The organism is Promicromonospora sp. AC04 (genome assembly GCF_003058225.1).
Lineage (GTDB): Bacteria > Actinomycetota > Actinomycetes > Actinomycetales > Cellulomonadaceae > Promicromonospora.
Genome location: NZ_QBUG01000004.1, coordinates 53155 through 77666, shown reverse-complemented (window position 1 = coordinate 77666; position 24512 = coordinate 53155). Strand labels below are relative to the sequence as shown.

Genomic DNA, 24512 nt, shown 5'->3' with positions numbered 1-24512 from the left:
CGCGAGTCGGTAGAACTCGAGGTTGGCGATCACGTGGATCACGGTTGGCAGTTCGGTCAAGCGTTCGCGGTTGCCGGTGGAGAGGATGCGCCACTGTATATTGCCAGTCGTGAACGAGCCTACTCGCAAGTCGAGCGACGACTTCGATCGGATTAAGCTGAACGCCTGGTCCAGATCTGGATTTGCTCTCGGCACTGTTTCCATGGTGACACTTGGTCTGCGCTGGTTAGTTGATATTCCGTCGCGCGTGGAATTAGCGGCTCTCGTGCTACTTCTCGTTGCGGCAGCCTTTGTGGCCTTTGGGGTCGTCGTCGAAGCGTATCGTTCAGGATTCTCGTTTCTCAGGATGCTTCGCCTGTTCGCGAGGGCCATAGTTGGGTTGTTCACCAGTTTGAGAACCTGGTTCCTGCCTTAGAGCGTCATTCACGTGGCTTGGCGGTAGAACTCGAGGTTGGTGATCATGTGGATCACGCTTGGTGGTTCGGTCAGGCGTCCGCGGTAGCCGGTGGACAGGATCTTCCACTGCTTGAGGTGAGCGACGGTCCGCTCGACCGGTGCGCGCATCGACGCGATCTTGCGGTTTCACTCCTTGTCGGCGTTGGTGCGGACCGGCACCAACCGACAAGGGCGCCGTTCATCCGGGCGGCGGTGTGTGGGCTCGGGCTGCTGCACCGGAGGTGGGGCGCCATCTGGACGAGAGCGTTCCGGAGGTGTCTCCAGGTCCATTTCGGCGCCGGAGGTGTGGTGGCTCGATGTGCGGGACATCCTTGGAGCATCGCAAGTGAAGATCGGAGTTAGCGAGGGTGAACCGAGTGGCTCTAGCTGCCGTGATCGACAGGGTTGGTGTTCCGATGTCTTGGAGTGACCTAACCATTTCCCTGCGAGCGATCGGCGAACGGGACTGTGATGGAGGGGGTCCGGAACTCTTCCGCGCGGAGTTGGAGAGATTCGACCAGGGCGAATCGAGCTGGATCGTGTGTCCTGCCATAGATTCAGCGCAAGCAAAGTTTCGGTGCGACTTTGCAACGCTCTCAACCTGGCCCATCGACAACCGGATTGTTGGCGAAGGGCGAGAGCTGGATCGCTGGGATCTGTTGCATGGTCTGTGTGGGCTGCATACCTTGTCCGTGGGCATGGGATCGCCTAGGACCGACGTGAAAGATCTCCTCGAGAGGATCACACGCTTGGCGGATGAGTTTCCATCGGAGTGTCTGATGCGATTGGATCGAAAAAAGGCTGACGGCATCGACTTCATCGAAATCTGCCAGAACCTTGCAGAGGATCTGCTTGGTGAGCTCCGATCGCACCACAAACCGATGGCTGTTTCGATGCTTGATGGAGCTTGCGAGCGAGTAAAGCTCTTTGGTCCCGTCGTGTAGCCAAGGCTAGTGGGATTGGAACGAAGAAGATTCACCCCATGCAACCTTCGCATCAGCCTCGCACCGACGGTAGATTCCGTCGGTGCTGACCCAGACCCCGCTCTGGCCCGAGCCGCCGGCGCCTCGAATGTCGCCGCGGCCCCGGCGGGGCAAGCGCGCCTCGGAGCGGAGGCGCAAGCGGTGGACGATCGGCATCGTCGCCGCCGCGATGACCATGGTCGTCGCGGTCGGAAGCGCCTACGCGCTCGACGTGTTCGAGCCGGAGGCGACCGATCCGCCGTCCGCGGTGGCCGGGGCGCAGGCGGCGATCACCGAAAGCGCTTCGCTCCAGACGGGCCTCGCCACTGATCTGGACGATGCCCGGGCCGTGCTCGAGAGCCCGGACGGCAAGGCCGCCGCCAAGTCCGCGCGTCGTGCGCTCAGCACGGCGATCGAGGACGCCGAGCGGGTGGTGACGTCCCTGGAGTCGGTGACCACGTCGCCGTCGGGCACGGAGGCCGAGGCCACCGCGCTGCTGAAGGCGAGCGACGCGCTCGACGACGACGTGCCCGCGGTGACCGCCGCGCTGCGTGAGGCGACCGGTGCTGTCGTCGCCTCGGGGCGGCAGGCCCGGTTGGCCCGAGCCGCTTCCGGGCTGGAAGCGGCCCGGGACGGTCTGAAGACGGCGTTGGTCGACGGCGAGCAGGTTCACGCGGAGTCGGCTGCAGATGCGGCCGGGCGGGACGCCCTGCGCGCCGCGCTGGACGACGCGGGCGATCTGACCGCCCAGGCGGACGCGCTGCTCGGACGGGCGGCGGACGCCCAGGCCGCGGTAGGTGCCCAGGTGGACGCATCTCCCGCTGCGACGGCACAGGCTGGCACCGCCAAGGCCGGCGCGGCATCGGAGGCGAGCGCCGACGTGCTCGGCGACGCCGGCCGGCTGACCAAGGCCCTGATCGAGGCGACCGCCGGTATCGAGGAGGCCGCCGCCGCGGTGACGGCGGAGGCAGCGGACGATGCGGCAAAGGCCGAGGCTGACGCCACCGACCCGGGTGCGGACGACACCGGCGCTGACCCGGGCGACGACACGGGCACGACCGACGACACCGACACCGTTCCGGCCGCCACATGCCCCGAGCCTGACCAGGTGTGGTCCGCCGAGAACGGGCACCTGTCCTGGTCGGAGCTGGCGGAGATCCCGTTCGCTCCGGGTCACTACGTACGGGCGGACGTCGTCGGCGATCTGGCCGAGCTGAACGCCGCCTATGCGGCGGAGTTCGGCGTGAACCTGACTGTCAACTCCTCCTACCGCACCTACGAGCAGCAGGAGGCGCTGTACGACCCGTCGTCCGACACTGCGGCCCCGCCGGGTTGTTCCAACCACGGCACGGGCCTGGCGATCGACATCGGCGGTGGGGTGCAGACGTTCGGATCGGCCCAGTACGACTGGCTCAAGGTCAACGCCGAGGCCTACGGCTGGGTGCACCCCCCGTTCGCCGAGCCGTCCGGGCGCAACCCGGAGCCGTGGCACTGGCAGTCCGTCCAGGCACCCAACAGCTACTGACATTCCAGACGCACGGTGTCCGTGTGGAATCGTTCGGGCCTGTCGCGGCGGCATCCCGCCAGGTCAGTGCTGCCGAGTGGCGTTGACCTGCGGCAGCGCGCCGTCGGTTCGCCAGGAAGTCGTCGGCGATCCTACGTGCGCCCCGCCGTGCGGTAGCGGTGCTCGGGGCGGCCGGTCGAGCCGTATTGCAGCTCCACCACGAGATGTCCCTGGTGGGCGAGGGCCGAGAGGTAGCGCTGGGCCGTCGCCCTCGAGATTCCCACCCGATCGGCGACCATCGGAGCCGAGAGTGCCGCCCCCGCCTCGGCGAGTGCCCCGAGCACCGCGGTCTCGGTGGGAGAGCGGCGTGAGGCGGTATCGCGGCCACCCGAACCGTGGAGCACTCGACGGGCGCGGTCGACCGCCTCCTGGTCGAGCTCGGACCGGGAGTCGAGCAGGTTGCGGTACCGACCATAGGCGCGGAGCAGCTCGGCGAGCGCGTCGTCGGCGAAGGGTTTGATGAGGTAGCCGAACGCCCCGCGCTGAAGGGCCTTGCGCACCGCCGCGGTGGCGGCGGCAGCCGAGAGCACGATGGCGTCGACGTCCCGCCGGGCGATGAGGTCGAGCCCGGAGCCGTCGGGGAGGTAGATGTCGGCCAGCACGAGGTCCGGATGCTCGGCGTCGATCACCGCGGCCGCCTGTGCCGCCGTTCCCGCGGTCGCGATCACCCCGAAGCTCTCGACCGACTCCACGATGCGCGTGTGCAGCCGGGCCACGTGGAAGTCGTCGTCGACCACCACTACCCGGAATCGGACCGCGGAACCCGCATCGTTCGCCGCGCTCATCGGCCGTCCTCCTCTTCGAACTGGTGCTCGAGGCGGGCCACGAAGACCGCGCCGTGGTGCTCTGTGCCGCCCATGGCGAGCCTCAGCTCGCCGCCGTGTCGCCGCGCCACCTCGGCCGACAGGCGCAGCCCGATGCCGTGACCGTGCGCGGGCTCGGCAACGCCGGGGTCTCTCGGCACCGGAGACTCCCGCGCGTCCCCGGTGGGCGGCGTCGCTTCGCCCGCTTGCGGGGCTTGAGCAGGTCGCGCCTCCGCCGCGAACGGATCGCCCACCGTACCGTCGCCGGAGTCCATGACCGACAGATGGAGCTCACCGCCGTGCCGGAGTGCCTCCACCTCGACCCAGCGGGGAGCTCGCGCCGAGGTCACCGCCGCCGCGATGCCGTTGTCCACGAGGTTGCCGAGCACGGTGGTGACGTCTTCGGGGTGCAGGAGCGACCCGCTCACGTCGGCGTCGGGACCGATGCGCAGTGTCACTCCCCGGGCTTCGGCCTCTAGCGCCTTCGCCCCCAGGAAGGCCTGCAGGTATGGCTCTCGGACGAGGCCCGCGTTCTCGATCGGGAAGCGCACCGGGCCGTGCTCGCCGATGCGGTCGAGGTAGTCGAGGGCTTCAGCCGTGTCTCCCGCCCGCACCAGCCCGGTCACGACGTGGATGCGGTTGGCGAACTCGTGCCGCTGCTCCCGGAGTGCGCTGGCCAGGGTGCCGACCGCGGTGAGTCGGCGGGACAGGTCTTCGACCGTCGTGACGTCGCGCACTATCACCACTCGCCCGAGCAGCCGGCCTTCGCGCCGCACCTCGTGCACGTCGACATAGACGAGTCGTCCGTTCACGACGAGCGGAGCGGCGGGCGGCACGTCGTGCGCCACCGCATCGGCGGCCTGACCGTGGGCCGGCGACGCCACGAAACGAGCACTCCTGATCCGCTCGAGCACGCCCGCATCCGGAATCGCCTCGTCGACCTGGTGCCCCACCGCATCGACGAGGCCCAGCAGCGCCGCCGCGCGATCGTTGCACACCGTCACGACGTCGTCACCCGACAGCCCGATCACGCCGTCGTCGACTCCCTGCAGCACGGCCTGCTGGTCGTGGACGAGCTCGAGCAGCTCTTCGGGCTGGAGCCCGAGCGTCTTCTCGCGCAGCCGTCGCGTGATGAACCGCGCGAGCAGTCCGCCGACCGTGAGCGCCAGCGCCGTCGAGAGGGCCACCGGAACGGCGTCGGCCAGCACTGTCGACAACACCTCGGCAGGCGGCAGGCCGACGCTCACCTCGCCCACTATCGCGTCGGGATCGTCGAGTCCGTGCACCGGAACCTTGGCCCGCGCCGAGTAGCCCAGGGTCCCGCGCTCCCAGCTCACCGTCTCCTCGCCGCGCAGGGCGGCATCAGGGCTGGTCGACACGGGGTCGCCGATCTCGGCGGGGTTCGGGTGCGCGAGGCGCCGTCCCGTGTCGTCGGTGACCACCACGAACAGCGCGCCGGTGCGGCGCTCCACCTCGCGGGCGTAGTCGTCGAGGGTCCCGGCCACGAGCTCGGCGTCGCTCGACGGCGGCTGTCGCTCCGACTCCTCCTCGGCGCCCGCCCGGACATCGGGGGTCTGCGCAACGGTCTGCGCGATGCGCAGCGCTGACTCCTGGGTCTGCTGAACGAGCCGGTTGAGCCCCGTGAGGGTGAACAGCCCGAGCGTGACGAGCGAGACCACGATCATCGCCGCCACGATCGAGCGATTCACCTGGGCGGTGAAGCGCTTGGCCGAGGGACCGGACCGCCCCTCGCCCGCAGCGGGCGCGACCCCCTCTGCCCGTGGGGGCCGCCGATGCGGATGCGCCGTCGCCATGCTCGCATGCTATCCACGCGCGCGGACGTTGAGTGAGCAGAATGCGCAGAACGGGTTCTGTGCAGTATTCGGCCACAACGCGCAGTAGCGCGCGGCGCCCCCCGACACGTTCCTAGGGTGACCTGAACATCGCACACCCGTGCCGTCCCGGCCGCCCAGACAAAGGAGTCTCCCGTGCTTGTAGTGCTCGGATTCGGAATGGTCGCCACCTTCATGGTGCTGATCATGACCAAGCGGATGACACCGGTACTGGCGCTGATCATCGTTCCCACGATCTTCGGGCTCTTCGCCGGTGCCGGTCTCGGGATCGGCGACATGGCGATGGACGCGATCGGCGGTCTCGCTCCCACGGCCGCCCTGCTGATGTTCGCCATCATCTACTTCGGCCTGATGATCGACGTGGGGCTGTTCGATCCACTCGTGCGCGTCATCCTGCGCGTGGTTGGCCACGACCCGGTGAAGGTCGTCGTGGGCACTGCCCTCCTCGCCGCGGTGATCTCGCTCGACGGCGACGGCTCGACCACCTTCATCGTGGTGACGAGCGCCATGCTGCCGATCTACCTGCGACTCGGGCTCAGCCCCGTGGTGCTCACGTGCGTCGCCGGCCTCGCGAACGGCGCCATGAACATCCTGCCCTGGGGCGGGCCGACCGCTCGTGCCGCAGCGGCCCTGAACCTGTCGCCGAGCGACGTGTTCGTGCCGATGGTGCCGTCGCTGCTGGTCGGGCTCGCCGTGATCTTCGTGTTCTCGTGGCACCTCGGCCTGCTCGAGCGGCGTCGGCTCGGCTCGATCGACCTTCCTTGGGAGGGCGTGAACGGGTCGGGCTCCTCGGCATCCGGGACGATCGGCCCGCGGGGCACCGGACGCACCGCCACCCAGGTCGAGCGCATCTCGACCGGCGCCATCCGCACCCTCGTGAATCCCGCCGACACCGCGATGGCGGACAGCATGCTCGACCCGCAGCGGCCGACTCTGCGCCCGAAGCTGTTCTGGTTCAACCTCGTACTCACGGTCGCCGTGATGGCGCTGCTCGTCGCCGACGTGCTACCGCTGGCTTACGTGTTCATGGCCGCGAGCGCGGCGGCCATCATCGTGAACTTCCCCCGGGTCTCCGACCAGGCGCAGCGCATCGTCGCACACGCCCCGTCGATCGTCGGCGTGGTCTCGATGGTGCTCGCGGCCGGCGTGCTGATCGGAGTGCTCGAGGGCACGGGAATGGTGGACGCCATGGCCGCGTGGGTGGCGGGCAGCATCCCCGCCGAGCTCGGGGCGTACTCGGCGGTGATCACGGGGCTGCTGAGCATTCCGATGACCTTCTTCCTCTCGAACGACGCCTTCTACTTCGGCATCCTTCCTGTGCTCACCGAGAGCGCCGCCGCCTTTGGCATCGACCCCGTCGACATGGCCCGCGCCTCGATCACCGGCCAGGTCGTGCACATGCAGAGCCCGCTGGTGCCCGCCATCCTGCTGCTGATCTCGCTCGCCGGGGTGAACCTCGGCGACCACCACAAGAAGGTGCTGTGGCGGGCGGTTGTGGTGGCGCTGGCGATGCTCGTGGTCGGTATCGCTATCGGTTCGATCGGCATCGGCTGAGCGACAACAGAACCCGGCCCGGGGGCGACGGCTCTACTGGGCCGCCGCCTCGTCGGCCTCGGTGTTCTGCGACGTGCTCACGCCGAGCACCAGGTCGGCGAGAGACCGTGCCATTTCCTCGGCTCCGCCGGCCGGCGTCTCGTGCAGCAGCATCCGGGTCAGCAACGCCTCGTACATCGAACGTACGACGATCGCGAGGTAGTTCTCGTCCACCGCGAACCGCAGATCGAGGGCCCGGGCAGCGGTCTGCAGCGCGGCGGCCAGCGCGGCCTCGAACCGGGCCTCGGCCGCCGCCGTCGGCGCGCGCAGCTCGGGTCTCCGGAGCGCCTGGGCGCGGAACTCGGCGAAGACGGGGTACCAGCGCACGTCGTCGGCGAGGCCCTCGACGAACTGGGCGGCGATCAGCGCGACGACCTTGTCGGCGCGTTCGGGGTCCGAAGCGCTGACCGCCTTGAGTGCGGACTCGGTGCCCTCCGCGAGCCGCGTGGCTCGAGCCGACATCTGGATCTCGTACATGGCCAGGAAGATCTCTTCCTTGGACCCGAAGTTCGAGTAGAAGGCCCCGCGGGTGTAGCCGGCCCGCTCGCAGATCAGCTCGACCGGGGCATCGCGAATCCCGTCCTCGGCGAACACCTCGTAGGCGGCGTCGATCAGTCGCTGGCGCGTCTCGGCACGCCTGCGCGTCAGCCCCTTCGAGGTGGCCTCTGAGTCCGTGGACTGCATGTTTCTCCTCACTTCACGGCACTTCGGGTCGACGAGCCGCTTTCGCGGCGGCCGATACAAAGCGTATCCAAGGCTTCCACCCGCTCGTGACGCCCTTACGTGGTGGGAGAGCGCTCGGGCCGGTCCGCGACCGGCGTCAGGCCTTGAGCCGGGGGAAGAGGGCTTCGCTGTTGCCCCGGTCGATCGCGTCCCGGAGGGCCGCGTCCAGCGGGTACTTCTCGAACTGCCCGTTGAGGAATCGGATCGCTGGCGGGGGAGCGAACGGGTAGTCGCTGCCGTAGGTGATGTGGTCCGGCGCTGCCACCTCGAGCAGGCTCGGCAGGGCCGCGGGGCTCGCCGAGAGTGCGATGTCGTAGTAGAAGCGCTTGAAGACCTCCATCAGCTTCGGCACCTGGTGCCGCTGGTCGAGGATCGCCCACGCCTGCTGAGCCTTGTTCTTCTGGCTGAGCATCGTCAGCAGGATGCGGTACGAGATGTACGGGACGAACCCTCCCGCGTGCGCGAGGATGAACTTGATGTCGGGGTAGCGGTCCATGGCGCCGGACAGGATCAGGCTCGTCGCGGTGCGCGTCGTGTCCAGCAGGAAGTCGGCGGTGAAGGTCGGGATGCCGGGAACTTCCGGGGCGGGTAGCTCTCCCGGGTGCACGAAGACCGTCACCTTGCGCCGGTTCAGCAGGTCCAGGAGGGGCGCGAACCCGGGGTCGCCGAGGTAGCGGCCGTCGTTGTTGGCGAGCAGGACGATCCCGTCGGCGTGCAGCTCGTCGAGGGCGTACTCCGCCTCGGCGAGGGCGCCCTCGACGTCGGGCAGCGTGAGGGTGGCGAAGAGGCCGAACCGGTCGGGCCGACGTCGGACCAGGCTCGCGCCGTACTCGTTGACCTCGCGCGCCCACCGCCGGGCCTCGGCGTCGTCGCCGAACCAGACGCCGGGGGTCGACAGGGACAGGATCCCGGTCTGTATCCCGTGCCCGTCCATGAACCACAACGCTGAGCTCTCGGACCATGCGGGCAGGTCGATCCCGCCGGGGCGGATGCCCTTGTCGTGCATCCAGTCCGCGTAGCGCGGGGGGATCAGGTGCTGGTGCGTGTCGATGCGGCGTGCGCGGCTCATGGGCAGGTCCTTCGTGAGGGGTTGTCGGACGGGACGGACGGGTCGGTCAGGGGGTAGTCAGCACGGCCAGGACGCGGGCGAGCGCGTCCGACATCGCGCCGGGGTCCGCAGGCTGCGGCGTCTCCCGGAGCAGGGCGCGTTCGAGCAGCGCCTCGTACAGCTTGATCAGGAGGACCGCCGCCTGGCGGGGCTCGACCCGCAGCCGGAGGCCGAGGTGGCCGACGACCTCGGCCAGGAGCTCGGCGAACGCGCGCTCGAACCGCTCCTCCACCTCGGCGGTGGGTCCGTGCAGTTCCGCACGTCGCAGCGCCTGGGCGCGGAACTCGCTGTTGACGAGGTACCAGGTGACGTCGGCGGTGAGCGCCTCGGTGAACAGGACGGCGACCCGCATGCCGACGTCGGTCGCGCGCGCCGGATCGCCCTCCCGGACGTCTCCGAGAGCGGACTCGACGGCCCCGGCCAGGCGCCGCGCGCGTGCTGCCATCTGCACCTCGTACGTCGCCAGGAACAACTCCTCCTTCGAGGTGAAGTTCGAGTAGAAGGCGCCGCGGGTGAAGCCGGCGCGTTCGCAGACGAGCTCGATCGAGGCGTCGTGGATGCCCACCTCGGCGAAGACGTCGTAGGCGGCCTGGACCAGCCGGGCGCGCGTCTCCAGCCGCCGCTTCGACGGCGCGACGTTCCGGGGACCGTCCGACTGCGGGGCGTCCGGGCGATCGTCCGCCGGCGGGACCTGCATGGCTGATCTCCCTTCTCTCGGCATGGCTCCTGGTGCGAACAGTTGCTCAACTCGATACACTGTGTATTACGATACAACACGCATCGAGGATGCACTACGTATCGTTCAGCGCTTCAGGAGGCCCGTGTGTCGTCATTCCTCTACCGGCTCGGCCGTGCCGCGGCGCGGCGCCGCGCGCTCGTCGTCGTCGCGTGGCTCGTGGCGCTGCTCGTGTGCGGCACCGCGACGGTTCTCCTGAACGAGGGCACCGATGACACCTTCGCGATCCCGGGCTCGGAGTCGCAGGACGCCCTTGACCACCTCGGCCACGTCTTTCCCGAGGTCAGCGGCACGTCGGCGCAGCTGGTCCTGCTGGTGCCGGAGGGTGAGGAGGTCGACACCGCCGATACCCGCAAGGCCGTGGCGGACGCCGTCGACCGCATCGAGGACGTGCCGCAGGTCGCTCTGGTCTCCGACCCGTTCAGTGACGACGTCGACGGCGCGGTCTCCGACGACGGCAGGGCGGCGATCATCGCGATCCCGCTCAGCGTGGACCTGGCCCAGGTCACCGCCGAGACGAAGTCGGACCTGACCGGGATCGCGGACGACCTGGCCGGCCAAGTAGGCGACGGCGCCGAGGTCTACACCGGCGGTGACGCGTTCTCCAACAAGGTGCCCAAACTGAGCCCGACTGAGGCCGTCGGCCTGGTCATCGCGTTGTTCGTGCTGCTGCTGATGTTCCGGTCGCTGATCGCCGCGGTGATGCCGCTGGTCACGGCCGTGCTGGGCGTTGGCGTCTCCGTGGCCGTGGTCTACCTGGCCACGATCTTCGTGCCGGTCTCCTCGACCGCCCCCATGCTCGCCGTGATGCTCGGCCTCGCGGTCGGCATCGACTACGCGCTCTTCCTGCTGTCCCGACATCGTGACCAGCTCGCCGAGGGCCTCGAGGTCGAGGAGTCGATCGCGCGGGCCACCGCCACCGCCGGGTCGGCGGTGGTCTTCGCCGGGCTGACCGTCGTCATCGCGCTGCTCGGCCTGTCGGTCGCGGGAATCCCGTTCCTGACGACCATGGGCGTGGCCGCCGCCTTCGGCGTCGCCGTCGCGGTGTGCGTCGCCGAGACGTTCGTGCCCGCGCTCCTGTCCTTCGCCGGGACCCGCCTGGTGCCGAAGACGCCGAAGGCGCAGAAGGTGCAGGAGGTGCCGAAGGCAGCCGCGGCGGAGAAGACCGGACGACGGCGGCGCCTCCGGCTCCGCAAGCCCCGGGTCGCCCGGCCATGGGTCCGCTTCGTGACCCGCAAGCCGCTGATCACGGTCGCCGTCGTCGTCATCGGGCTCGGCGCCGCGGCCCTGCCCGCGGCCGACCTGCGGCTCGCGCTGCCCGACAACGGGAGCGAGGAGCACGGCTCGGTGGCACGCGAGACCTACGACGTCGTGGCCGAGCACTTCGGCGCCGGCTACAACGGCCCGCTCATCGTCACCGCCGACGTCATCCAGTCCACGGACCCCGTCGGCCTGGTCGACGACATCGCCGACGAGATCCGCGACATCCCCGGCGTCGCGCTCGTGCCGCTCGCCACGCCCAACGAGAAGGGCGACACGGGCATCATCCAGGTCGTCCCCACCACGGCGCCCGACGACGCCCGCACCGACGCGCTGGTGGAACGGATCCGGGACCAGGAGCAGCACTGGCTCGACAAGTACGACACCGCTACCGCGGTCACGGGCATCACCGCCGTCGGCATCGACGTGTCCACCCAGCTGGGCGCGGCCCTGGTCCCGTTCGGCCTGCTCGTCGTCGGGCTCTCGCTGGTGCTGCTGGCCATGGTGTTCCGCTCCGTCTGGGTGCCGGTCAAGGCGACCTTCGGCTACTTGCTGTCGGTCGGCGCGGCCTTCGGCATGACGTCGCTCGTCTTCCAGCAGGGGCACGGCGCCGACCTGTTCAACGTCGCCCACGTCGGCAGCGTCATCAGCTTCCTGCCGATCATCCTCATGGGCGTCCTGTTCGGCCTCGCGATGGACTACGAGGTCTTCCTCGTCTCGCGGATCCGCGAGCACTACGCGCACCACGGCGACGCGCACGAGGCGATCGAGGAGGGCTTCGTCTCGGCCTCCCGCGTCGTCGTCGCGGCCGCGCTCATCATGTTCGGGGTCTTCGCGGCGTTCGTCCCAGAGGGCAGCGCGACCATCAAGCCGATCGCGTTCGCCCTGGCGGTGGGCGTATTCGTCGACGCGTTCCTCGTGCGCATGACCCTCGTCCCCGCCGTCCTCGCGCTGCTGGGCGACCGGGCCTGGGGGCTGCCGCCCGCGCTGGACCGGCATCTGCCCGTGTTCGACGCCGAGGGCGACGGGCTCCTGCACGAGCTCCGCCTGGCCAACTGGCCCGCTCCTGGCAGCGACGAGGTGATCAGCGCGCACGCACTGGCCCTGGACGACGACCGAGGACGCCCCGTCTACCGCGACGTCGAGCTGCACGTGCCCCGCGGCGAGGTGCTCGTCCTGCACGGGTCCGGCGCGGTCGGCAAGACGGCGCTGCTGCTGTCGCTCGCCGGACGCGTCACCACGCACCGCGGCGACCTGAAGGTGCTGGGGCACGTGCTGCCGCAGCACGTGCACGCCCTGCGGCCCGAGATCGCCGTCGTCGACGGCCGTGACGACCTCGACCCCGCGGGACGGGTCGCCCAGGCGCTCGCCGACGGCGTCGCCCTGATCCTGGTCGACGACGCCGACCTCGTGCTCCGCTCCGACGCGCGCGCCCGGTTGCGCGAGCAGCTCGCCACCCGCGTCACCGCCACGGGGCTGCCCGCCACGTTCGTCCTGGCCTGCCAGGACCCCGACCGGGTCGCCGACCTGCTCCCGCTCGGCGCCACCCAGCTGTACGCCATGACCCATCGCCCCGCAGAGGTCCTGTGATGATCAAGCCGTTCGCCACCTCCGCCAGAGCCCTGACGACCCGCCCGCTCACCTGGCGTACCTGGACCGCGCTCGTCGCCGTCCCGCTGGTGGTCATGGGCCTGCTCACCTGGGCGTTCTGGTCCCCCGAGACCGACCACGGGACGGCCCAGGCCGCCGTCGTGAACAACGACGAGCCGGTCAAGGTCGAGGGGCAGACGATCCCGCTCGGCCGCACGCTCGCCGGAGACCTCACCCACGACGAGGACTCCGCGTACGACTGGGTGCTCACCGACGCCGACGACGCGCAGGACGGGCTCGACGACGGGTCCTACGCCGCCGTCGTCACCATCCCGGAGGACTTCTCCGCCAAGGCCACCTCGGCCGCGACCGAGGACGACCCGCTCGACGCCGTCCGCGCCGGCCTGGACGTCGAGACCACCTCGGCGGCCGGCGTCGCGGACCCGCACCTGGCCGGCGGCGTTGCCACCGACATGCAGGACGCCCTGAACCAGACCATCGTCGAGACCTACCTCGACAACATCTACGCCGGCTTCAACACCATGCACGACCAGCTGCAGCAGGCGTCGGACGGCGCCGACCAGCTGGCCGACGGCACCTCCGACCTCGTCGACGGCGCCGACGAGCTGGCCGACGGCGCCGGGGAGCTGGCGGACGGCGCCGGCGAGCTGGCCGACGGGTCCGCCCAGCTCGCGGACGGGACCGCGCAGCTGGCCGACGGGTCCGCCCAGCTCGCGGACGGCGCCGCCCAGCTGGCCGACGGGACCGGCGAGCTGGCCGACGGTTCCGCTCAGCTTGCCGACGGCACGGCGGAGCTTTCGTCCGGGCTCGACACGGCCGCGCGGCAGACCGCGCGGCTCCCCGCGGCGACGCAGCAGCTCGCCAGCGGTGCCGACCAGGTCGCCGACGGCAACGAGCAGCTCGCCGACCGGGTGGTCCCGCTGGCGAACAGCGCGATCAGCGGCATCGACCGGCTCCCGGACGCGCAGGACGGCGCCGCCGAGCTCCGCCGTCTCGCCGACGAGTGCGCCGACCGGATCGCGGCAGACCCGGACTTCTGCGCGGACCTGGAGCGCGCCGCCGACGAGGCCGAGTCCGACGCGCAGCGGCTCGACGACGGCAAGGTACAGGTGCGCGGCGACATCGTTTCCGCGCGGGACAGCGTCGAGGCCCTGGCCACCGGAAGCCGCCAGGTCGCCGACGGCAACGCCGAGCTCGCCGCCCAGTCCGTCGACCTGGCCGCCGGCATCGCCTCGGCCGCGAGCGGCGCACGCGAGGTCAACTCGGGCGCGCAGGACGTCGCCGCCGGTGCGCGGCAGGTCGACTCCGCCGCCCAGCAGGTCGCCTCCGGGGCGAGCGAGCTCGACAGCGGCGTCCGGCAGACGAACGAGGCCGCGCACCAGGTCGCCGACGGCGCGAGCGAGCTGTCCGCGGGCGCGGACGACCTGAGCAGCGGCTCCCGGCAGCTCGCCGACGGCGCCCGCGACGTCGACGACGGCGCACAGCAGCTCGCCGACGGGCTCGCCGACGCCGTCGACCAGGTGCCGACGTACACCGACAAGGAGAAGGACCACCTGTCGGCCGTCGCGTCGAGCCCGACAGTGGCGAACATCCTCTCCACCCCGTTCGGGGTCCTGTCGATCACCCTGTTCGCCGCGCTCGCGCTGTGGGCCCTGGCGCTGGTGACCTACCTCGTCACCCGCCCCGTGCCGGCCGGGATCCTCACCTCGCGCGAGCCGACCTGGCGCATCACCGTGCGCGCCGCCGCACCCGGCGCGATCGCCGGGGCGAGCGCGGCCGCCGTCATCTCGGTCATCGCGGTCCCGGTGCTGGACCTGCACGCGACGGCGGCGGCCGGCTTCCTGCTGGTCGCGCTGCTCGCCGCCGGCACGTTCGTGGCCCTCAACCAGGCGCTCGCCGCGATCTTCGGACCGGCAGGCCGCCTGGCCTCCCTCGCCATAGCGGTCCTCGCCGTGGCAACGGGCGTGGTGTCGACACTGCCCGGACCGCTGTACTCGATCGCGGGCTTCCTGCCCACGCACGGTGCGATCGTCGCGCTGCGCGCCGTCGCGACCGGCAGCACTGGCCTCGTCACCGGCATCGTCGAGCTCGCCGCGTGGCTCGCCGTCGGGCTCCTGGCGACGATCATCGTGACCGACCGCCGGCGGTACCTGACCCCGCGCCGGCTGCGCCTGGACCGGGCCGCGCGGCCGCAGCCGGGCGCGGCCGCGGTCTAGCCGGCGTGCCATCCTTGGTGGTGGATCCTGTACCTGGACCGGTGTGGCGCGCCGGAACGCGTCGCCCGGCGGGCGGTTTCACCCGCCGGGCGAGGCAAGCCTGTCGAATGAGGCGTCGTACTGACGGGTCACGAACAGTCGCCGGGCAGATCAGGTTGTGAGGCCGCGTCATGAAGCTGAATCTCGACCTGACCGTTCCCATGAGGAACCTGGAGTTCTTGTTCACGGGGTACGAAGAGCGCACCTCTGAGTTCGACCTCAGCGCGCCCAAGCGTGATTACCACGTGGTCCACTTCGTGCTGAGCGGTCGCGGCCACTGCTACATGAACGACGAACACTTCGAGATCGGCGCGAACCAGTGTTTCGTCATCCCGGCCGACATCAGCGCTATCTACCACGCCGATCCGCGAGACCCATGGACGTACTGCTGGGTCGCATTCACCGGTGCCGATGCTCCAGCGCTCCTCGCACAGTGCGGGTTCAGCGAAAGGCGTCCGGTCCTGTCGCTGCCCACCGTGTCCGCGGTCAAGGACATCGTGATGGCCATGCTCCAGGTCCGCGAGGTCACGCTGGCCACCCAGCTGCGCGTACAGAGCTGGTTCCTGCAGATGATCGCCATCATCGCAGAGTCCTCGCACGCCGCTCTCAGACCTGGCGAGTACGCCGACAACGCAATGGTCCGCAAAGCGGTCGTCTACATCGAGAGGCACGTGGCCGACCGGCTGACGGTCAACGACATCGCCTCAGCCCTGTTCATCAGCCGTGAGTACCTCTTCATCCTCTTCAAGCGGCACGTCGGCGTCACGCCGCAGCGGTTCATCCTGCGTACGAAGATGTCGCAGGCCCAGGAGCTGCTCGTCAAGACGGACCTGCCGGTCAAGGAGATCGCCGCGGCGTGTGGCTACGGCAGCCTCTTCGCATTCTCACGTGCGTTCAGCAGGGAGATCGGTTGTCCCCCCAGCGACTATCGAAGGCAGCGGCCCGATGCAACGTGATGGCTCCGTCTGCGGACAATCCTTAACAGGATGTTAACTGCCGATCGGCACCTCCTTGCCGTCGAGCTGCGCCCCCCTAACATCGGACAGGCGGCCCTCCAACGATGGATGGCCCTTTGGTGAACTTGAGCATTCCTCGGCCTGCCGCCATGGGATAACCGACCGTGAGCGCACGGTCGGCACCGCCAGCATGTCTGTCTCGACCGTATGGGAGCACAACGATGTCCTCACCCCGCCCGAAGCACCGGCACTACAGCCGCCGGGGCGCCGCACTCGGCGGCGTTCTCGCGTGCGCCGTCAGCCTCACCCTGGCGAGCTGCGCCGGCAGTGACGCCGCCGACGAGAAGACCGACGCGAGCGGACGTCCCATCGTGCAGGTGCTGGTCGCCCAGAACCCCGACCAGATGCCGGTCGCCGAGATGGGCTGGACCGCACAGGTCGAGGAGCTGTGCGAGTGCGCGATCGAGTGGGAGAGCGTCGACGCAACCGGATTCGGCGAGCAAAGGGCAGCGATGCTCGCAGCCCAGGACGTGCCGGACATCTCCATCAGTGCGTTCTCCGTGGAAGACACCCAGCGCAACCCCTACTTCGAGGACCTCGGCACGCACCTGGACCAGATGCCGAACCTGCGGGAGTACTTCGACACCGTCCCCACAGCGCGGCAGACGGTGGCAACAACCGACGACGAGGTGTTCTCGGTCAGTTCGTACATGGGTGCCGGGTACGAAGTTCCCGGCCGGTACATGATCGTCAACAAGACCTGGCTCGAGGCTCTCGACCTCGAGCCTCCGCGGACCTGGGACGAGCTCCACGACATGCTCGTGGCGTTCAAGGAGCAGGATCCGAACGGCAACGGCAAGGCCGACGAGATTCCACTCAACATCAACCAGCTCTCCATCGACTCCTTCGGAGGGTTCGCCAGCCCGTTCCTGCTGCTGAACTCCGCGGGTCTGACCACTCACTTCGCAACTGGGTCGATGCTGCAGGGCATCTACGTCGAGGACGGCGAGGTACGCAACGCCCTGGTCTCCGAGGAGTACCGGGAGGTGATCGGCTTCCTTCACCAGCTCATGAGTGAGGGCCTGATCCCAGAGGACGCGCTCACTGCCGACAGCTCCCAGTACTCCGCCAGGAACCAGGCCGACGGCATCACGCCAACCGTCGGGATGGTCTTCGGCTGGGGTGCGAGCGACCTGGGGACGGAGTTCGAGGACCAGTACATCTCGATCGCACCCCCCAAGGCAGACGAGAGCATGGCCGACGACGAGGTCGTGTGGGATGCCTCGGCCGACACGTACGTGTTCACGAGCAACATCGCCATGAGTAGCTCAGCCACCAACAAGGAAGCGGCATATCGGGTCATCGACGCGCTGTTCTCCGAAGAGATCTCAGTGCAGCAGTTCCGCGGAACGATGCCCAGCTTCGTCACCGACGACGGCGACGGTACCTACACGGTCACCGATCACTTCTGGGAGGCCAGCAACGACCGGGAAGCCCTTGAGGGCGGATTCGCAGGCTGGATCAGCCCGGACATCACCTTGGCGAACGAGATCAACATCGCACGCCTTCAGAAGATGGATGCGAACTATCAGGACGTCTATCAGAACATCGACTGGGAGAACGACGTCATCCCACCATGGGCGCGACCATCTGAAGAAGACACGAACACGATCGCCAACAATGCCACCAACGTGCTCAACTACGCGATGCAGATGACCGCGAGCTGGTTGCAGGACGGCAACGTCGACGAACAGTGGGACGAGTACGTCGACCAGGTCAACACCCTCGGAGGCACGCAGAACGTCGAGCTCTGGCAACAGATCTACGACGAAGCGAGGCAGAAGTAGGCCATGGCGGTGCCATTGGGTGGGGCGAGAAACTTCGCCCCACCCGAGGGCGAGAACGTCGACGTTCACGAAATGGAGCAAGAGTTGAGCGTGCAAGCGGCGAGCCGCCAGAGCCAACAAGCAGGACAGCCGTTCAGTCGAGAATCGACAGACCGTCCCCGGCCCACCAAGACCCTGGTCCGACACCTTGCCGGATACTGGCAGCACTGGCTGATGGTGTTGCCGGCGATGCTCTTCGTGCTGCTGTTCGCCTACGTTCCGATGTACGGGCTGCGACTGGCCGTGTTCGAGTACGACCCCGCAGAAGGGCTCCTCGGCGGAGATTTCGTCGGGCTCAAGTACATCCAGATGTTCGTGACGTCGCCGCTCTTCGGGCAGGTCCTCACGAACACCCTTCGCATCAGCCTGGGAACACTGGTGCTCGGTTTTCTTGCCCCGATCATCCTTGCCCTGCTCTTCAACCAGATCGCAGGCGGGAACACCAAGCGTATCGCTCAGACGATCACCTATATGCCGCACTTTATCTCCGTCGTGGTGATCGTGGCGATGATAAACATATTCCTCAACCCGAATACCGGCCTTCTCGGGGCGGCTCTGGGCTCCAATGTCATGGCCGAACCCGAGCTTTTTGCCCCGGTCTACTGGCTTTCAGAGGTGTGGCAGCACGCCGGATGGAGCGCCATCATCTACCTGGCCGCTCTTTCCAATGTGGACACCAACCTCTACGAGGCCGCCAAGCTCGACGGAGCGGGCCGGATCCGCCTGATCCGTCACATCGACATCCCCGCGATCCTGCCTATCTGCGGAATTCTCCTCATCCTCAATCTCGGCCAGGTGCTGAGTGTGAGCTTCGAGAAGGCCCTCCTCATGCAGAACGCCCTCAATCTGTCGGCCTCCGAGGTCATCTCGACGTACGTGTACCGAGTCGGAATCCTTGGCAACCAGTTCTCCTACGCGACTGCCATCGGGCTCTTCAACTCTGTCATCAACCTGACCCTGCTCGTGATCGCCAACACCATCGCGAAGCGAGTGTCAAACACAAGCTTGTACTGAGGAGGTCATCATGGCGTCGTCACGCAACACCAAGAAGGAAAAACTCGGAGACCGGCTGATCACCATGGTGATCGCCGCCTTGATCGTGATCACGGTGGTCGTTGTCGCATATCCGCTCTGGTTCGTGCTCATCGCTTCATTCTCCGATCCGTCGCTCGTCGCCAGCGGGCAGGTAACCCTGTGGCCGCGCGGACTGACGCTTGCCGGCTACGAGCTTGTCATTGCAGACGAGCGGATCTGGCAGGGCTACGGAAACACCATCCTCTACGCGGTCGGCGGCACCACACTCAACCTGCTGGTGACTCTGCCAGCGGCTTTCGCCCTCTCTCGCCGCGACTTCCGCCCGCGCCGCACACTGCTGTTCGGCCTGGTCTTCACGATGATGTTCTCTGGCGGCCTCATCCCGAGCTACATCCTCTTCCATAACCTGGGGCTCCTGAACACGCGATGGGTATTCATCCTCCCTGTCGCGGTCAACGTCTTCAATCTCATCATCGCTCGTGCCTTCTTCGAGGTCTCGATACCTGAGGAGCTCTATGACGCAGCCCGAGTCGACGGCGTGTCCTTCTTCGGATTCTTCACACGTATCGCACTGCCACTGTCGGGCGCTCTCGTCGCTGTGATCGGTCTGTACTACTTCGTCCAGCACTGGAACGACTACTTCACGGGACTGGTCTTCATTCGTGACCAGTCCATGCTCCCGCTGCAGAACGTCCTGCAAAGCATCATCCTGGCCAATCAGTCCAGCAACGTTCGAGAAGTCGCGACCGTCGGCGCTGGAGGCACGACGATGCAGGATGCGCGAGAGCTCGCCGATCAGATCAAGTACGGCGTCATCATCGTCTCCTCACTCCCGCTTCTCGTGCTTTACCCGTTCGTGCAGAAGTATTTCAACAAGGGAGTGATGCTCGGTGCGGTCAAGGGCTAGCTTCACCCTCGCCTCCGCCGAGCGGCAACCACGCCTTACGAGGTTCGCCATCCGCTTTGAACAGCTCGCTCGCATTTCGATGAACATCTTCGTCGTCAACCTGGCTATTCTCGTGCACAGCTTTCTCGGTCTCGTCGTCGTGGGGTGGTTCCCCTCGGTGGCGGCGGCCTATGGCACCTGGCGACATTGGTTCCGTGAATCTGCGCCGCAGTGGACCGCACGCGAGACCTGGGCGACTTTCCATCACCTCTGGCGAGGTGAGCTCGGGGCAGCCAACCTCCTCGGCTGGCCGTTGACACTCGCCGGAGCCCTCCTCGTGCTGGAGCTCCGCCTCATGACCCACGAGGTGGCCGGCGCCTCCGGTGCAGCGACTGGGGGTGCGCTCACAGTGATCCTGTTCGCACTCGTCCTGTTCGCCATGCTGGTGTGGGTAGTGCGTGCACATTTCGACCAGACGTCGTGGTGGGCGGCCAGGACAACTGTGCAGATGCTTCTCGCTCGACCGATCTGCAGTCTGATGCTCGCCGTGCTCGGACTCATCACTCTCTGGACGTGGTCGCAATGGCCGGGCCTGCTCGTCGTCTTCGGCGCCGCACTTCCGATCTTCCTCGTGACGGCGATCGTCTACTACCTCGGCGGCCTGCCGGGGTTCGGCGCACCACGGCCATCCCGTGTCACTCCCCATCATCCGAAGGAATCCTCTTGACCGACACCCGTACTCGCTGGCGGCTGGGCGGCGGCATGGTCGCCATGAGCAGCACGACCGGTGCGCCCCTGCAGTTCACCGCAGACACCGATCCGGACCGCCGTTATCTTCTCGACCCGACGAGCGAGCCGTGGCACACGTACGAACGCGAGTGGGGCAGCGGGTTCGTGATCACCGATCGCGGGAGCGCGCGGTGGCACCAACCCTCTGAGCTGACGCTCGACGAAGATCGCAGCACCGCCACCTTTACCCTGGGCGATCACCTCGCACTGACGATCACCCGCACGATCGAGGACGGAGCGCTCACCGAGTCCTACGCGGTCTCCAACGCGTCGGATGCTCCGATATCGATCACCTCCATGGGGATCTCCTGCCCGTTCCAAGACACCTACAGCTCGGCCAGGGAGTCCTTGCAACGGTCCGTGCACGCACACGTGTGGACAGGTGGCACGGACAGCTGGATCGTCGCACAACCGATGTCCGGCATCGGTCCGGTTCTCGCCGTCGACGTCGTCGACGGCCGGCTCAGCAGCTACTCGATCGAGTCGCGTAACGCGAACAGCTCCTCGAACGTGCGCGGGCATATCGTGGTCCATCCCACCGACGCCGCTCGGAACGAGCGCGCCTTCGGCGGCCAGCAACCCATCGTCCTCCCGGCCACCGCCACCTACACCCTGACGTGGAGAGTCCGATTTGTGGCCGACATGGCGGCCTTCGAGTCCGACCGGACCGGATCCTTCGGCACGCTCCCGCTCCACACCGCGGTCGGCGACGAGCTCGTGCTCCCGCACGGCGGGGCGATCGCCACAGCTGACCGCCCGGAAGCAGTCACCACCGCCACGGACAGCCAGGGCCGTACCGTGGTGACATCAGCGATCCACCAGGTCTGCGAGATCGACGTCTCCGGTGCCCGCACGGCCGTGCTCTTCCGTGAGCCACTCAGCTCGCTCGTGCGCAAGCGCGTGCGATTCATCCTGACCCACCAGCTCGCCCGCGAGAGGCCCGCACCCGATTCCGCGGCCATGGTGCCCTACGACACAAGTACCGGACTCACGTGGGCGGCCAGCGGGTGGTCGGACTGGAACGACGGCGCCGAACGACTTGCCATGCCTACGCTGCTCCAACAGGCTGCCTTGCTGGGATGGACCCCGCTCGCCGACGTGAAGGCCCCACTGCATGCCTGGGCCGAGTTCGCCCGTGCACGCCTGGTGTCCGATGACGGCACGGTGCGGTGGGGGTCCGCCTCGCTCGAGCCTTGTCCACGGCTCTACAACTTCCCCTGGATGGCGCACTTCTTCGCCGACCAGTACCGCCTGTTCGGAGACAGCGCCGATCTGGAGCTCGCCACTCGCATCATCCGGCGCGGCATCGCTCTCGGCGCCGACGAACACCTCTCCATCGGGCACGCCGAAGCGTGTGCCACCCTCATCGAGATCCACCGGTCGCTGGGTCAGGACGAGACGGTGTCGGAACTCGAGCAGCACATCGTCCGCAGCGCCGAGCACTTTGCGTCGCTCGGCCCGGATCTGCCAGCACACGAGGTCAACTACGAACAATCAATCGTCGCACCTCTGATCAGTCTGCTCGGCATCGCTTCTGGGATCATCGGAGACGACCGCTTTCTGCCACACCTGACCACGACGTTGGAATGGCTACGTGCCTTCGCCGGGCCGCAGCCGCACATCCGGTTGCGGCACGTGCCCCTGCGCCATTGGGACGGCTACTGGTTCGGCGTCAATCGGCTGTGGGGCGACACGATGCCTCACCACTGGAGCGTCCTGTCCGCCGTCGCCATGCTGATGCTCCCGCCGGAGCTGCGCACCGAGCGCCTCTGGCAAGAGGCGGAACAGATCTGCATCGCCAACCTGACCCTCTTTCGTGACGACGGCGCTGCGACCTGTGCGTTCGTCATGCCAGGCACCGTGGACGGACGCCCCGGCTACACAGCAGATCCCCTCGCCAATGATCAGGACTGGGCTTTGACCCTCGTCCTCCGCTACGCATCGGAGTTCTTCACAGGTGAGCGCTGACACCACAGCATCATTCGCCGGCCAGCAGCCCCCCGTCACGGCGCTCGACGGCGTCAGCGCCCTCTACGGAGGTGACTACAACCCCGAGCAATGGCCGCAAGAAGTCTGGGCCCGCGACATGGAGCTCTTCCGCGAGGCCAACATCAACTCCGTCACGATCAACGTGTTCTCCTGGGCGAGACTCCAGCCCTCCGAGGACGTCTACGACTTCGCAGAGCTGGACAAGATCGTCACGATGACCCGGTACGCCGGACTGTCGATCGTGATGGCGACCAGCACCGGTGCGCTCCCGGCGTGGCTCTCGCTGCGCCATCCGGAGGTCAACCGGGTTGATCACCAAGGGCGCCGGATGCGGCACCGGGAGCGCCACAACCCGTGCATCAACTCCCCGGTCTACCGCCGACTGTCGACCGAACTCGCAGGTCGACTGGCGGAGCGGTACGGGCCCGTGCCGAACCTGGCGGCATGGCACGTGTCCAACGAGTACGGCGGATTCTGCTGGTGCGACATCTGCGCTGGGGCCTTCCGCGAGTGGCTTCGCGCTCGATACGGCACGGTGAACAACGTGAACGAGGCATGGAACGCGGCCTTCTGGGGCCACACTTACCACTCGTTCGAGGAGATCTTCCCGCCGAACGAGCTCGGAGACACCACGGCCGGGAACAAGGCAGTACTGGGCGGACTCTCACTGGACTACCGCCGCTTCTACGGTGAGGCAGTACTTGAGTCCTTCCGCGACGAGAAGGCTGCTATCCGACAGCACGATCCGGACCGCCCCGTCACCACCAACATGATGGGTACCTTTCCGGACTACGACTACTTCCAGTGGTCCGAGGACCTGGACATCGTGTCCTGGGACAGCTACCCCTCACCTGAGACGACCGCGGCCGAGACCTGCTTCAGACACGACCTGATGCGTGCAGTCGGCCACCAGAAGCCGTTCATGCTCATGGAGCAGACACCGTCCCGGCAGAACTGGCAGCCGTACAACGCGCTCAAGCGGCCACAGCAGCTGCGCCAACAGTCCTGGCAGGCTATCTCGCGTGGCGCCGACACGGTCCAGTTCTTCCAGCTCCGCCAGTCGCGTGCCGGGTGCGAAAAGTTCCACGGCGCCGTCATCGGTGCGGACGGATCGTCCCAGACGAGAACCTTCACCGAGGTGGCACAGCTCGGCGAGGAGCTGGCGAAGGTCTCCAGGCGTGTCCTCGGCAGTCACGTCGAACCCGGCAAGGTCGCGATCGTCTTCGACTGGCCGTCGAACTGGGGGCTGGCCATGTCCACCGGCCCCAGCCAGTCCCTCGACTACGTTGCCCAGGTGGAGAACTGGTACCGCGAGATCCATCGTCGAAACATCCCCGTGGACATCATCTCGACCGCCGGGCCGTTCGACGACTACCAGGCCGTCATCGCCCCCTGCCTGTACATGCTTGGCGAACAGCCGGCCGCCGCACTGCGGGCCTACGTGGGCGACGGTGGCCGCCTGCTGCTTACCACCATGAGTGCGCTCGTCGACGAGCTCGACCGGCTCCACCAGGGGCAAGCGCCGGTCCCGCTACGTGACCTCGCCGGCGTCACGGTCGAGGAGACCGACGCGCTGAGACCCGGACACAGCGTGGCACTGGACTTCGGCGAAACCGTCCTGGCGGGCGCGAGCGCCCCGGCAGGCACCATCCTGTGCGACGTGCTGCGCCCGGACCCCGACACCACCGTGCTGGCACGCTACGGCGGCGAGTACTACGCAGGGATCCCGGCGCTGACGTTCGCCGCGTCCGCCGGCAACGGCGGAGTGCTGTACTCGGCGTCGCTGCCCGATGAGGCCGGCGTGGCACTCGTCATCGACGCACTGCTGGCCGGGACTGATGTCCGTGGCACGCGCACTCCCGCGGGCGTCGCTGTGTCACGCCGGATCCGGCCGGACGGCACTGTTCTGACCTTCCTGGTCAACTCCACGTCGGAGTCGCACAGCGCGACGCCCGGCACCGCAGGTACTGACATCCTGACCGGGCACTCCGTCGGAGAGACGATCGAGCTCGGTCCCTACGGCGTCGTTGTCATCGAGACCCCAGCAGGAGGCTGAGCCGCCGCACAT

19 protein-coding genes are annotated in these 24512 nt (G+C 67.9%); 13 read left to right on the top strand and 6 right to left on the bottom strand.

The genetic code is table 11. From position 1 onward, the window contains the following. The first annotated feature begins 109 nt into the window (after nucleotides 1–109). Nucleotides 110–415 (top strand): hypothetical protein, encoded by a 306-nt coding sequence (locus tag C8K30_RS30685; protein ID WP_158280990.1) that lies wholly within the window; start codon nucleotides 110–112, stop codon nucleotides 413–415. Between the two features lie 8 nt (nucleotides 416–423). On the opposite strand, the gene C8K30_RS12010 is transcribed toward C8K30_RS30685, so the two are convergent. Further along, the gene (locus tag C8K30_RS12010) at nucleotides 424–564 is read right to left on the bottom strand and encodes a hypothetical protein (RefSeq protein ID WP_233257145.1); all 141 of its coding nucleotides are present in this window, start codon (nucleotides 562–564) and stop codon (nucleotides 424–426) included. Nucleotides 565–812: 248 nt separating this feature from the next. On the opposite strand from C8K30_RS12010, the gene C8K30_RS30295 reads away from it, so the two are divergent. Together C8K30_RS30295 and C8K30_RS12005 are read left to right on the top strand one after the other, a co-directional pair. After that, nucleotides 813–1379 (top strand): hypothetical protein, encoded by a 567-nt coding sequence (locus C8K30_RS30295; RefSeq protein ID WP_146197446.1) that lies wholly within the window; start codon nucleotides 813–815, stop codon nucleotides 1377–1379. An 82-nt stretch (nucleotides 1380–1461) separates the two neighbouring features. Further along, nucleotides 1462–2922 (top strand): M15 family metallopeptidase, encoded by a 1461-nt coding sequence (locus C8K30_RS12005; RefSeq protein ID WP_146197445.1) that lies wholly within the window; start codon nucleotides 1462–1464, stop codon nucleotides 2920–2922. Nucleotides 2923–3053: 131 nt separating this feature from the next. Here C8K30_RS12005 and C8K30_RS12000 read toward each other — a convergent pair whose 3' ends face one another. Next, the gene (locus C8K30_RS12000; RefSeq protein ID WP_108493149.1) at nucleotides 3054–3746 is read right to left on the bottom strand and encodes a response regulator; all 693 of its coding nucleotides are present in this window, start codon (nucleotides 3744–3746) and stop codon (nucleotides 3054–3056) included. Continuing rightward, nucleotides 3743–5578: an ATP-binding protein gene (locus C8K30_RS11995; RefSeq protein ID WP_108493148.1), complete on the bottom strand. Its 1836-nt coding sequence runs from the start codon at nucleotides 5576–5578 to the stop codon at nucleotides 3743–3745. The genes C8K30_RS12000 and C8K30_RS11995 overlap by 4 nt, the downstream gene beginning before the upstream one ends. 174 nt (nucleotides 5579–5752) lie before the next feature. Here C8K30_RS11995 and C8K30_RS11990 point away from each other — a divergent pair, with 174 nt between their 5' ends. Then, the gene (locus tag C8K30_RS11990; protein WP_108493147.1) at nucleotides 5753–7171 is read left to right on the top strand and encodes a CitMHS family transporter; all 1419 of its coding nucleotides are present in this window, start codon (nucleotides 5753–5755) and stop codon (nucleotides 7169–7171) included. Between the two features lie 33 nt (nucleotides 7172–7204). Here C8K30_RS11990 and C8K30_RS11985 read toward each other — a convergent pair whose 3' ends face one another. From C8K30_RS11985 to C8K30_RS11975, 3 genes are all read right to left on the bottom strand, one after another. Continuing rightward, on the bottom strand, nucleotides 7205–7894 hold the full coding sequence (locus C8K30_RS11985; protein WP_108493146.1) for a TetR/AcrR family transcriptional regulator: 690 nt from the start codon (nucleotides 7892–7894) through the stop codon (nucleotides 7205–7207). A gap of 136 nt (nucleotides 7895–8030) precedes the next feature. Beyond that, on the bottom strand, nucleotides 8031–9002 hold the full coding sequence (locus C8K30_RS11980) for an amidohydrolase family protein (protein WP_108493145.1): 972 nt from the start codon (nucleotides 9000–9002) through the stop codon (nucleotides 8031–8033). 46 nt (nucleotides 9003–9048) lie between these two features. Further along, nucleotides 9049–9738, bottom strand: coding sequence for a TetR/AcrR family transcriptional regulator (locus tag C8K30_RS11975; protein ID WP_108493144.1), 690 nt, complete (start codon nucleotides 9736–9738; stop codon nucleotides 9049–9051). Nucleotides 9739–9864: 126 nt separating this feature from the next. Here C8K30_RS11975 and C8K30_RS11970 point away from each other — a divergent pair, with 126 nt between their 5' ends. From C8K30_RS11970 to C8K30_RS11930, 9 genes are all read left to right on the top strand, one after another. Further along, nucleotides 9865–12627 (top strand): MMPL family transporter, encoded by a 2763-nt coding sequence (locus C8K30_RS11970; protein WP_108493143.1) that lies wholly within the window; start codon nucleotides 9865–9867, stop codon nucleotides 12625–12627. Next, entirely contained in the window at nucleotides 12627–14864 is a 2238-nt protein-coding gene (locus C8K30_RS11965) for a YhgE/Pip domain-containing protein (protein ID WP_108493142.1), read from the top strand. Before C8K30_RS11970 ends, C8K30_RS11965 begins: the two co-directional genes overlap by 1 nt. A 200-nt stretch (nucleotides 14865–15064) precedes the next feature. Next, a complete protein-coding gene (locus C8K30_RS11960) occupies nucleotides 15065–15859 on the top strand; it encodes an AraC family transcriptional regulator (protein ID WP_233257144.1) in 795 nt (264 codons plus the stop codon). 221 nt (nucleotides 15860–16080) lie between these two features. Further along, complete coding sequence (locus tag C8K30_RS11955; protein ID WP_108493140.1) at nucleotides 16081–17706, top strand: extracellular solute-binding protein; 1626 nt, start codon at nucleotides 16081–16083, stop codon at nucleotides 17704–17706. Between the two features lie 3 nt (nucleotides 17707–17709). Continuing rightward, a complete protein-coding gene (locus C8K30_RS11950; RefSeq protein ID WP_233257143.1) occupies nucleotides 17710–18759 on the top strand; it encodes a sugar ABC transporter permease in 1050 nt (349 codons plus the stop codon). A gap of 10 nt (nucleotides 18760–18769) precedes the next feature. Next, nucleotides 18770–19687, top strand: a complete 918-nt coding sequence (locus C8K30_RS11945; protein ID WP_108493139.1) for a carbohydrate ABC transporter permease — start codon at nucleotides 18770–18772, stop codon at nucleotides 19685–19687. Between the two features lie 79 nt (nucleotides 19688–19766). Beyond that, a complete protein-coding gene (locus C8K30_RS11940; RefSeq protein ID WP_146197444.1) occupies nucleotides 19767–20393 on the top strand; it encodes a YesL family protein in 627 nt (208 codons plus the stop codon). A gap of 44 nt (nucleotides 20394–20437) precedes the next feature. Further along, nucleotides 20438–22423 (top strand): hypothetical protein, encoded by a 1986-nt coding sequence (locus tag C8K30_RS11935; protein WP_146197443.1) that lies wholly within the window; start codon nucleotides 20438–20440, stop codon nucleotides 22421–22423. After that, nucleotides 22413–24500 (top strand): beta-galactosidase, encoded by a 2088-nt coding sequence (locus C8K30_RS11930; RefSeq protein WP_199230459.1) that lies wholly within the window; start codon nucleotides 22413–22415, stop codon nucleotides 24498–24500. Before C8K30_RS11935 ends, C8K30_RS11930 begins: the two co-directional genes overlap by 11 nt. The last annotated feature ends 12 nt before the right edge of the window (nucleotides 24501–24512 follow it).

Bases quoted from the DNA above. Each gene is read 5' to 3' on its own strand.
- C8K30_RS11955 (WP_108493140.1), top strand. From the start codon at position 16,081: ATGTCCTCACCCCGCCCGAAGCACCGGCACTACAGCCGCCGGGGCGCC.
- C8K30_RS11965 (WP_108493142.1), top strand. From the start codon at position 12,627: ATGATCAAGCCGTTCGCCACCTCCGCCAGAGCCCTGACGACCCGCCCG.
- C8K30_RS11940 (WP_146197444.1), top strand. From the start codon at position 19,767: ATGAACATCTTCGTCGTCAACCTGGCTATTCTCGTGCACAGCTTTCTC.
- C8K30_RS11950 (WP_233257143.1), top strand. From the start codon at position 17,710: ATGGCGGTGCCATTGGGTGGGGCGAGAAACTTCGCCCCACCCGAGGGC.
- C8K30_RS12000 (WP_108493149.1), bottom strand. From the start codon at position 3,746: ATGAGCGCGGCGAACGATGCGGGTTCCGCGGTCCGATTCCGGGTAGTG.
- C8K30_RS11985 (WP_108493146.1), bottom strand. From the start codon at position 7,894: ATGCAGTCCACGGACTCAGAGGCCACCTCGAAGGGGCTGACGCGCAGG.
- C8K30_RS11975 (WP_108493144.1), bottom strand. From the start codon at position 9,738: ATGCAGGTCCCGCCGGCGGACGATCGCCCGGACGCCCCGCAGTCGGAC.
- C8K30_RS12010 (WP_233257145.1), bottom strand. From the start codon at position 564: ATGCGCGCACCGGTCGAGCGGACCGTCGCTCACCTCAAGCAGTGGAAG.
- C8K30_RS11995 (WP_108493148.1), bottom strand. From the start codon at position 5,578: ATGGCGACGGCGCATCCGCATCGGCGGCCCCCACGGGCAGAGGGGGTC.
- C8K30_RS11945 (WP_108493139.1), top strand. From the start codon at position 18,770: ATGGCGTCGTCACGCAACACCAAGAAGGAAAAACTCGGAGACCGGCTG.
- C8K30_RS11935 (WP_146197443.1), top strand. From the start codon at position 20,438: ATGAGCAGCACGACCGGTGCGCCCCTGCAGTTCACCGCAGACACCGAT.
- C8K30_RS11960 (WP_233257144.1), top strand. From the start codon at position 15,065: ATGAGGAACCTGGAGTTCTTGTTCACGGGGTACGAAGAGCGCACCTCT.
- C8K30_RS11980 (WP_108493145.1), bottom strand. From the start codon at position 9,002: ATGAGCCGCGCACGCCGCATCGACACGCACCAGCACCTGATCCCCCCG.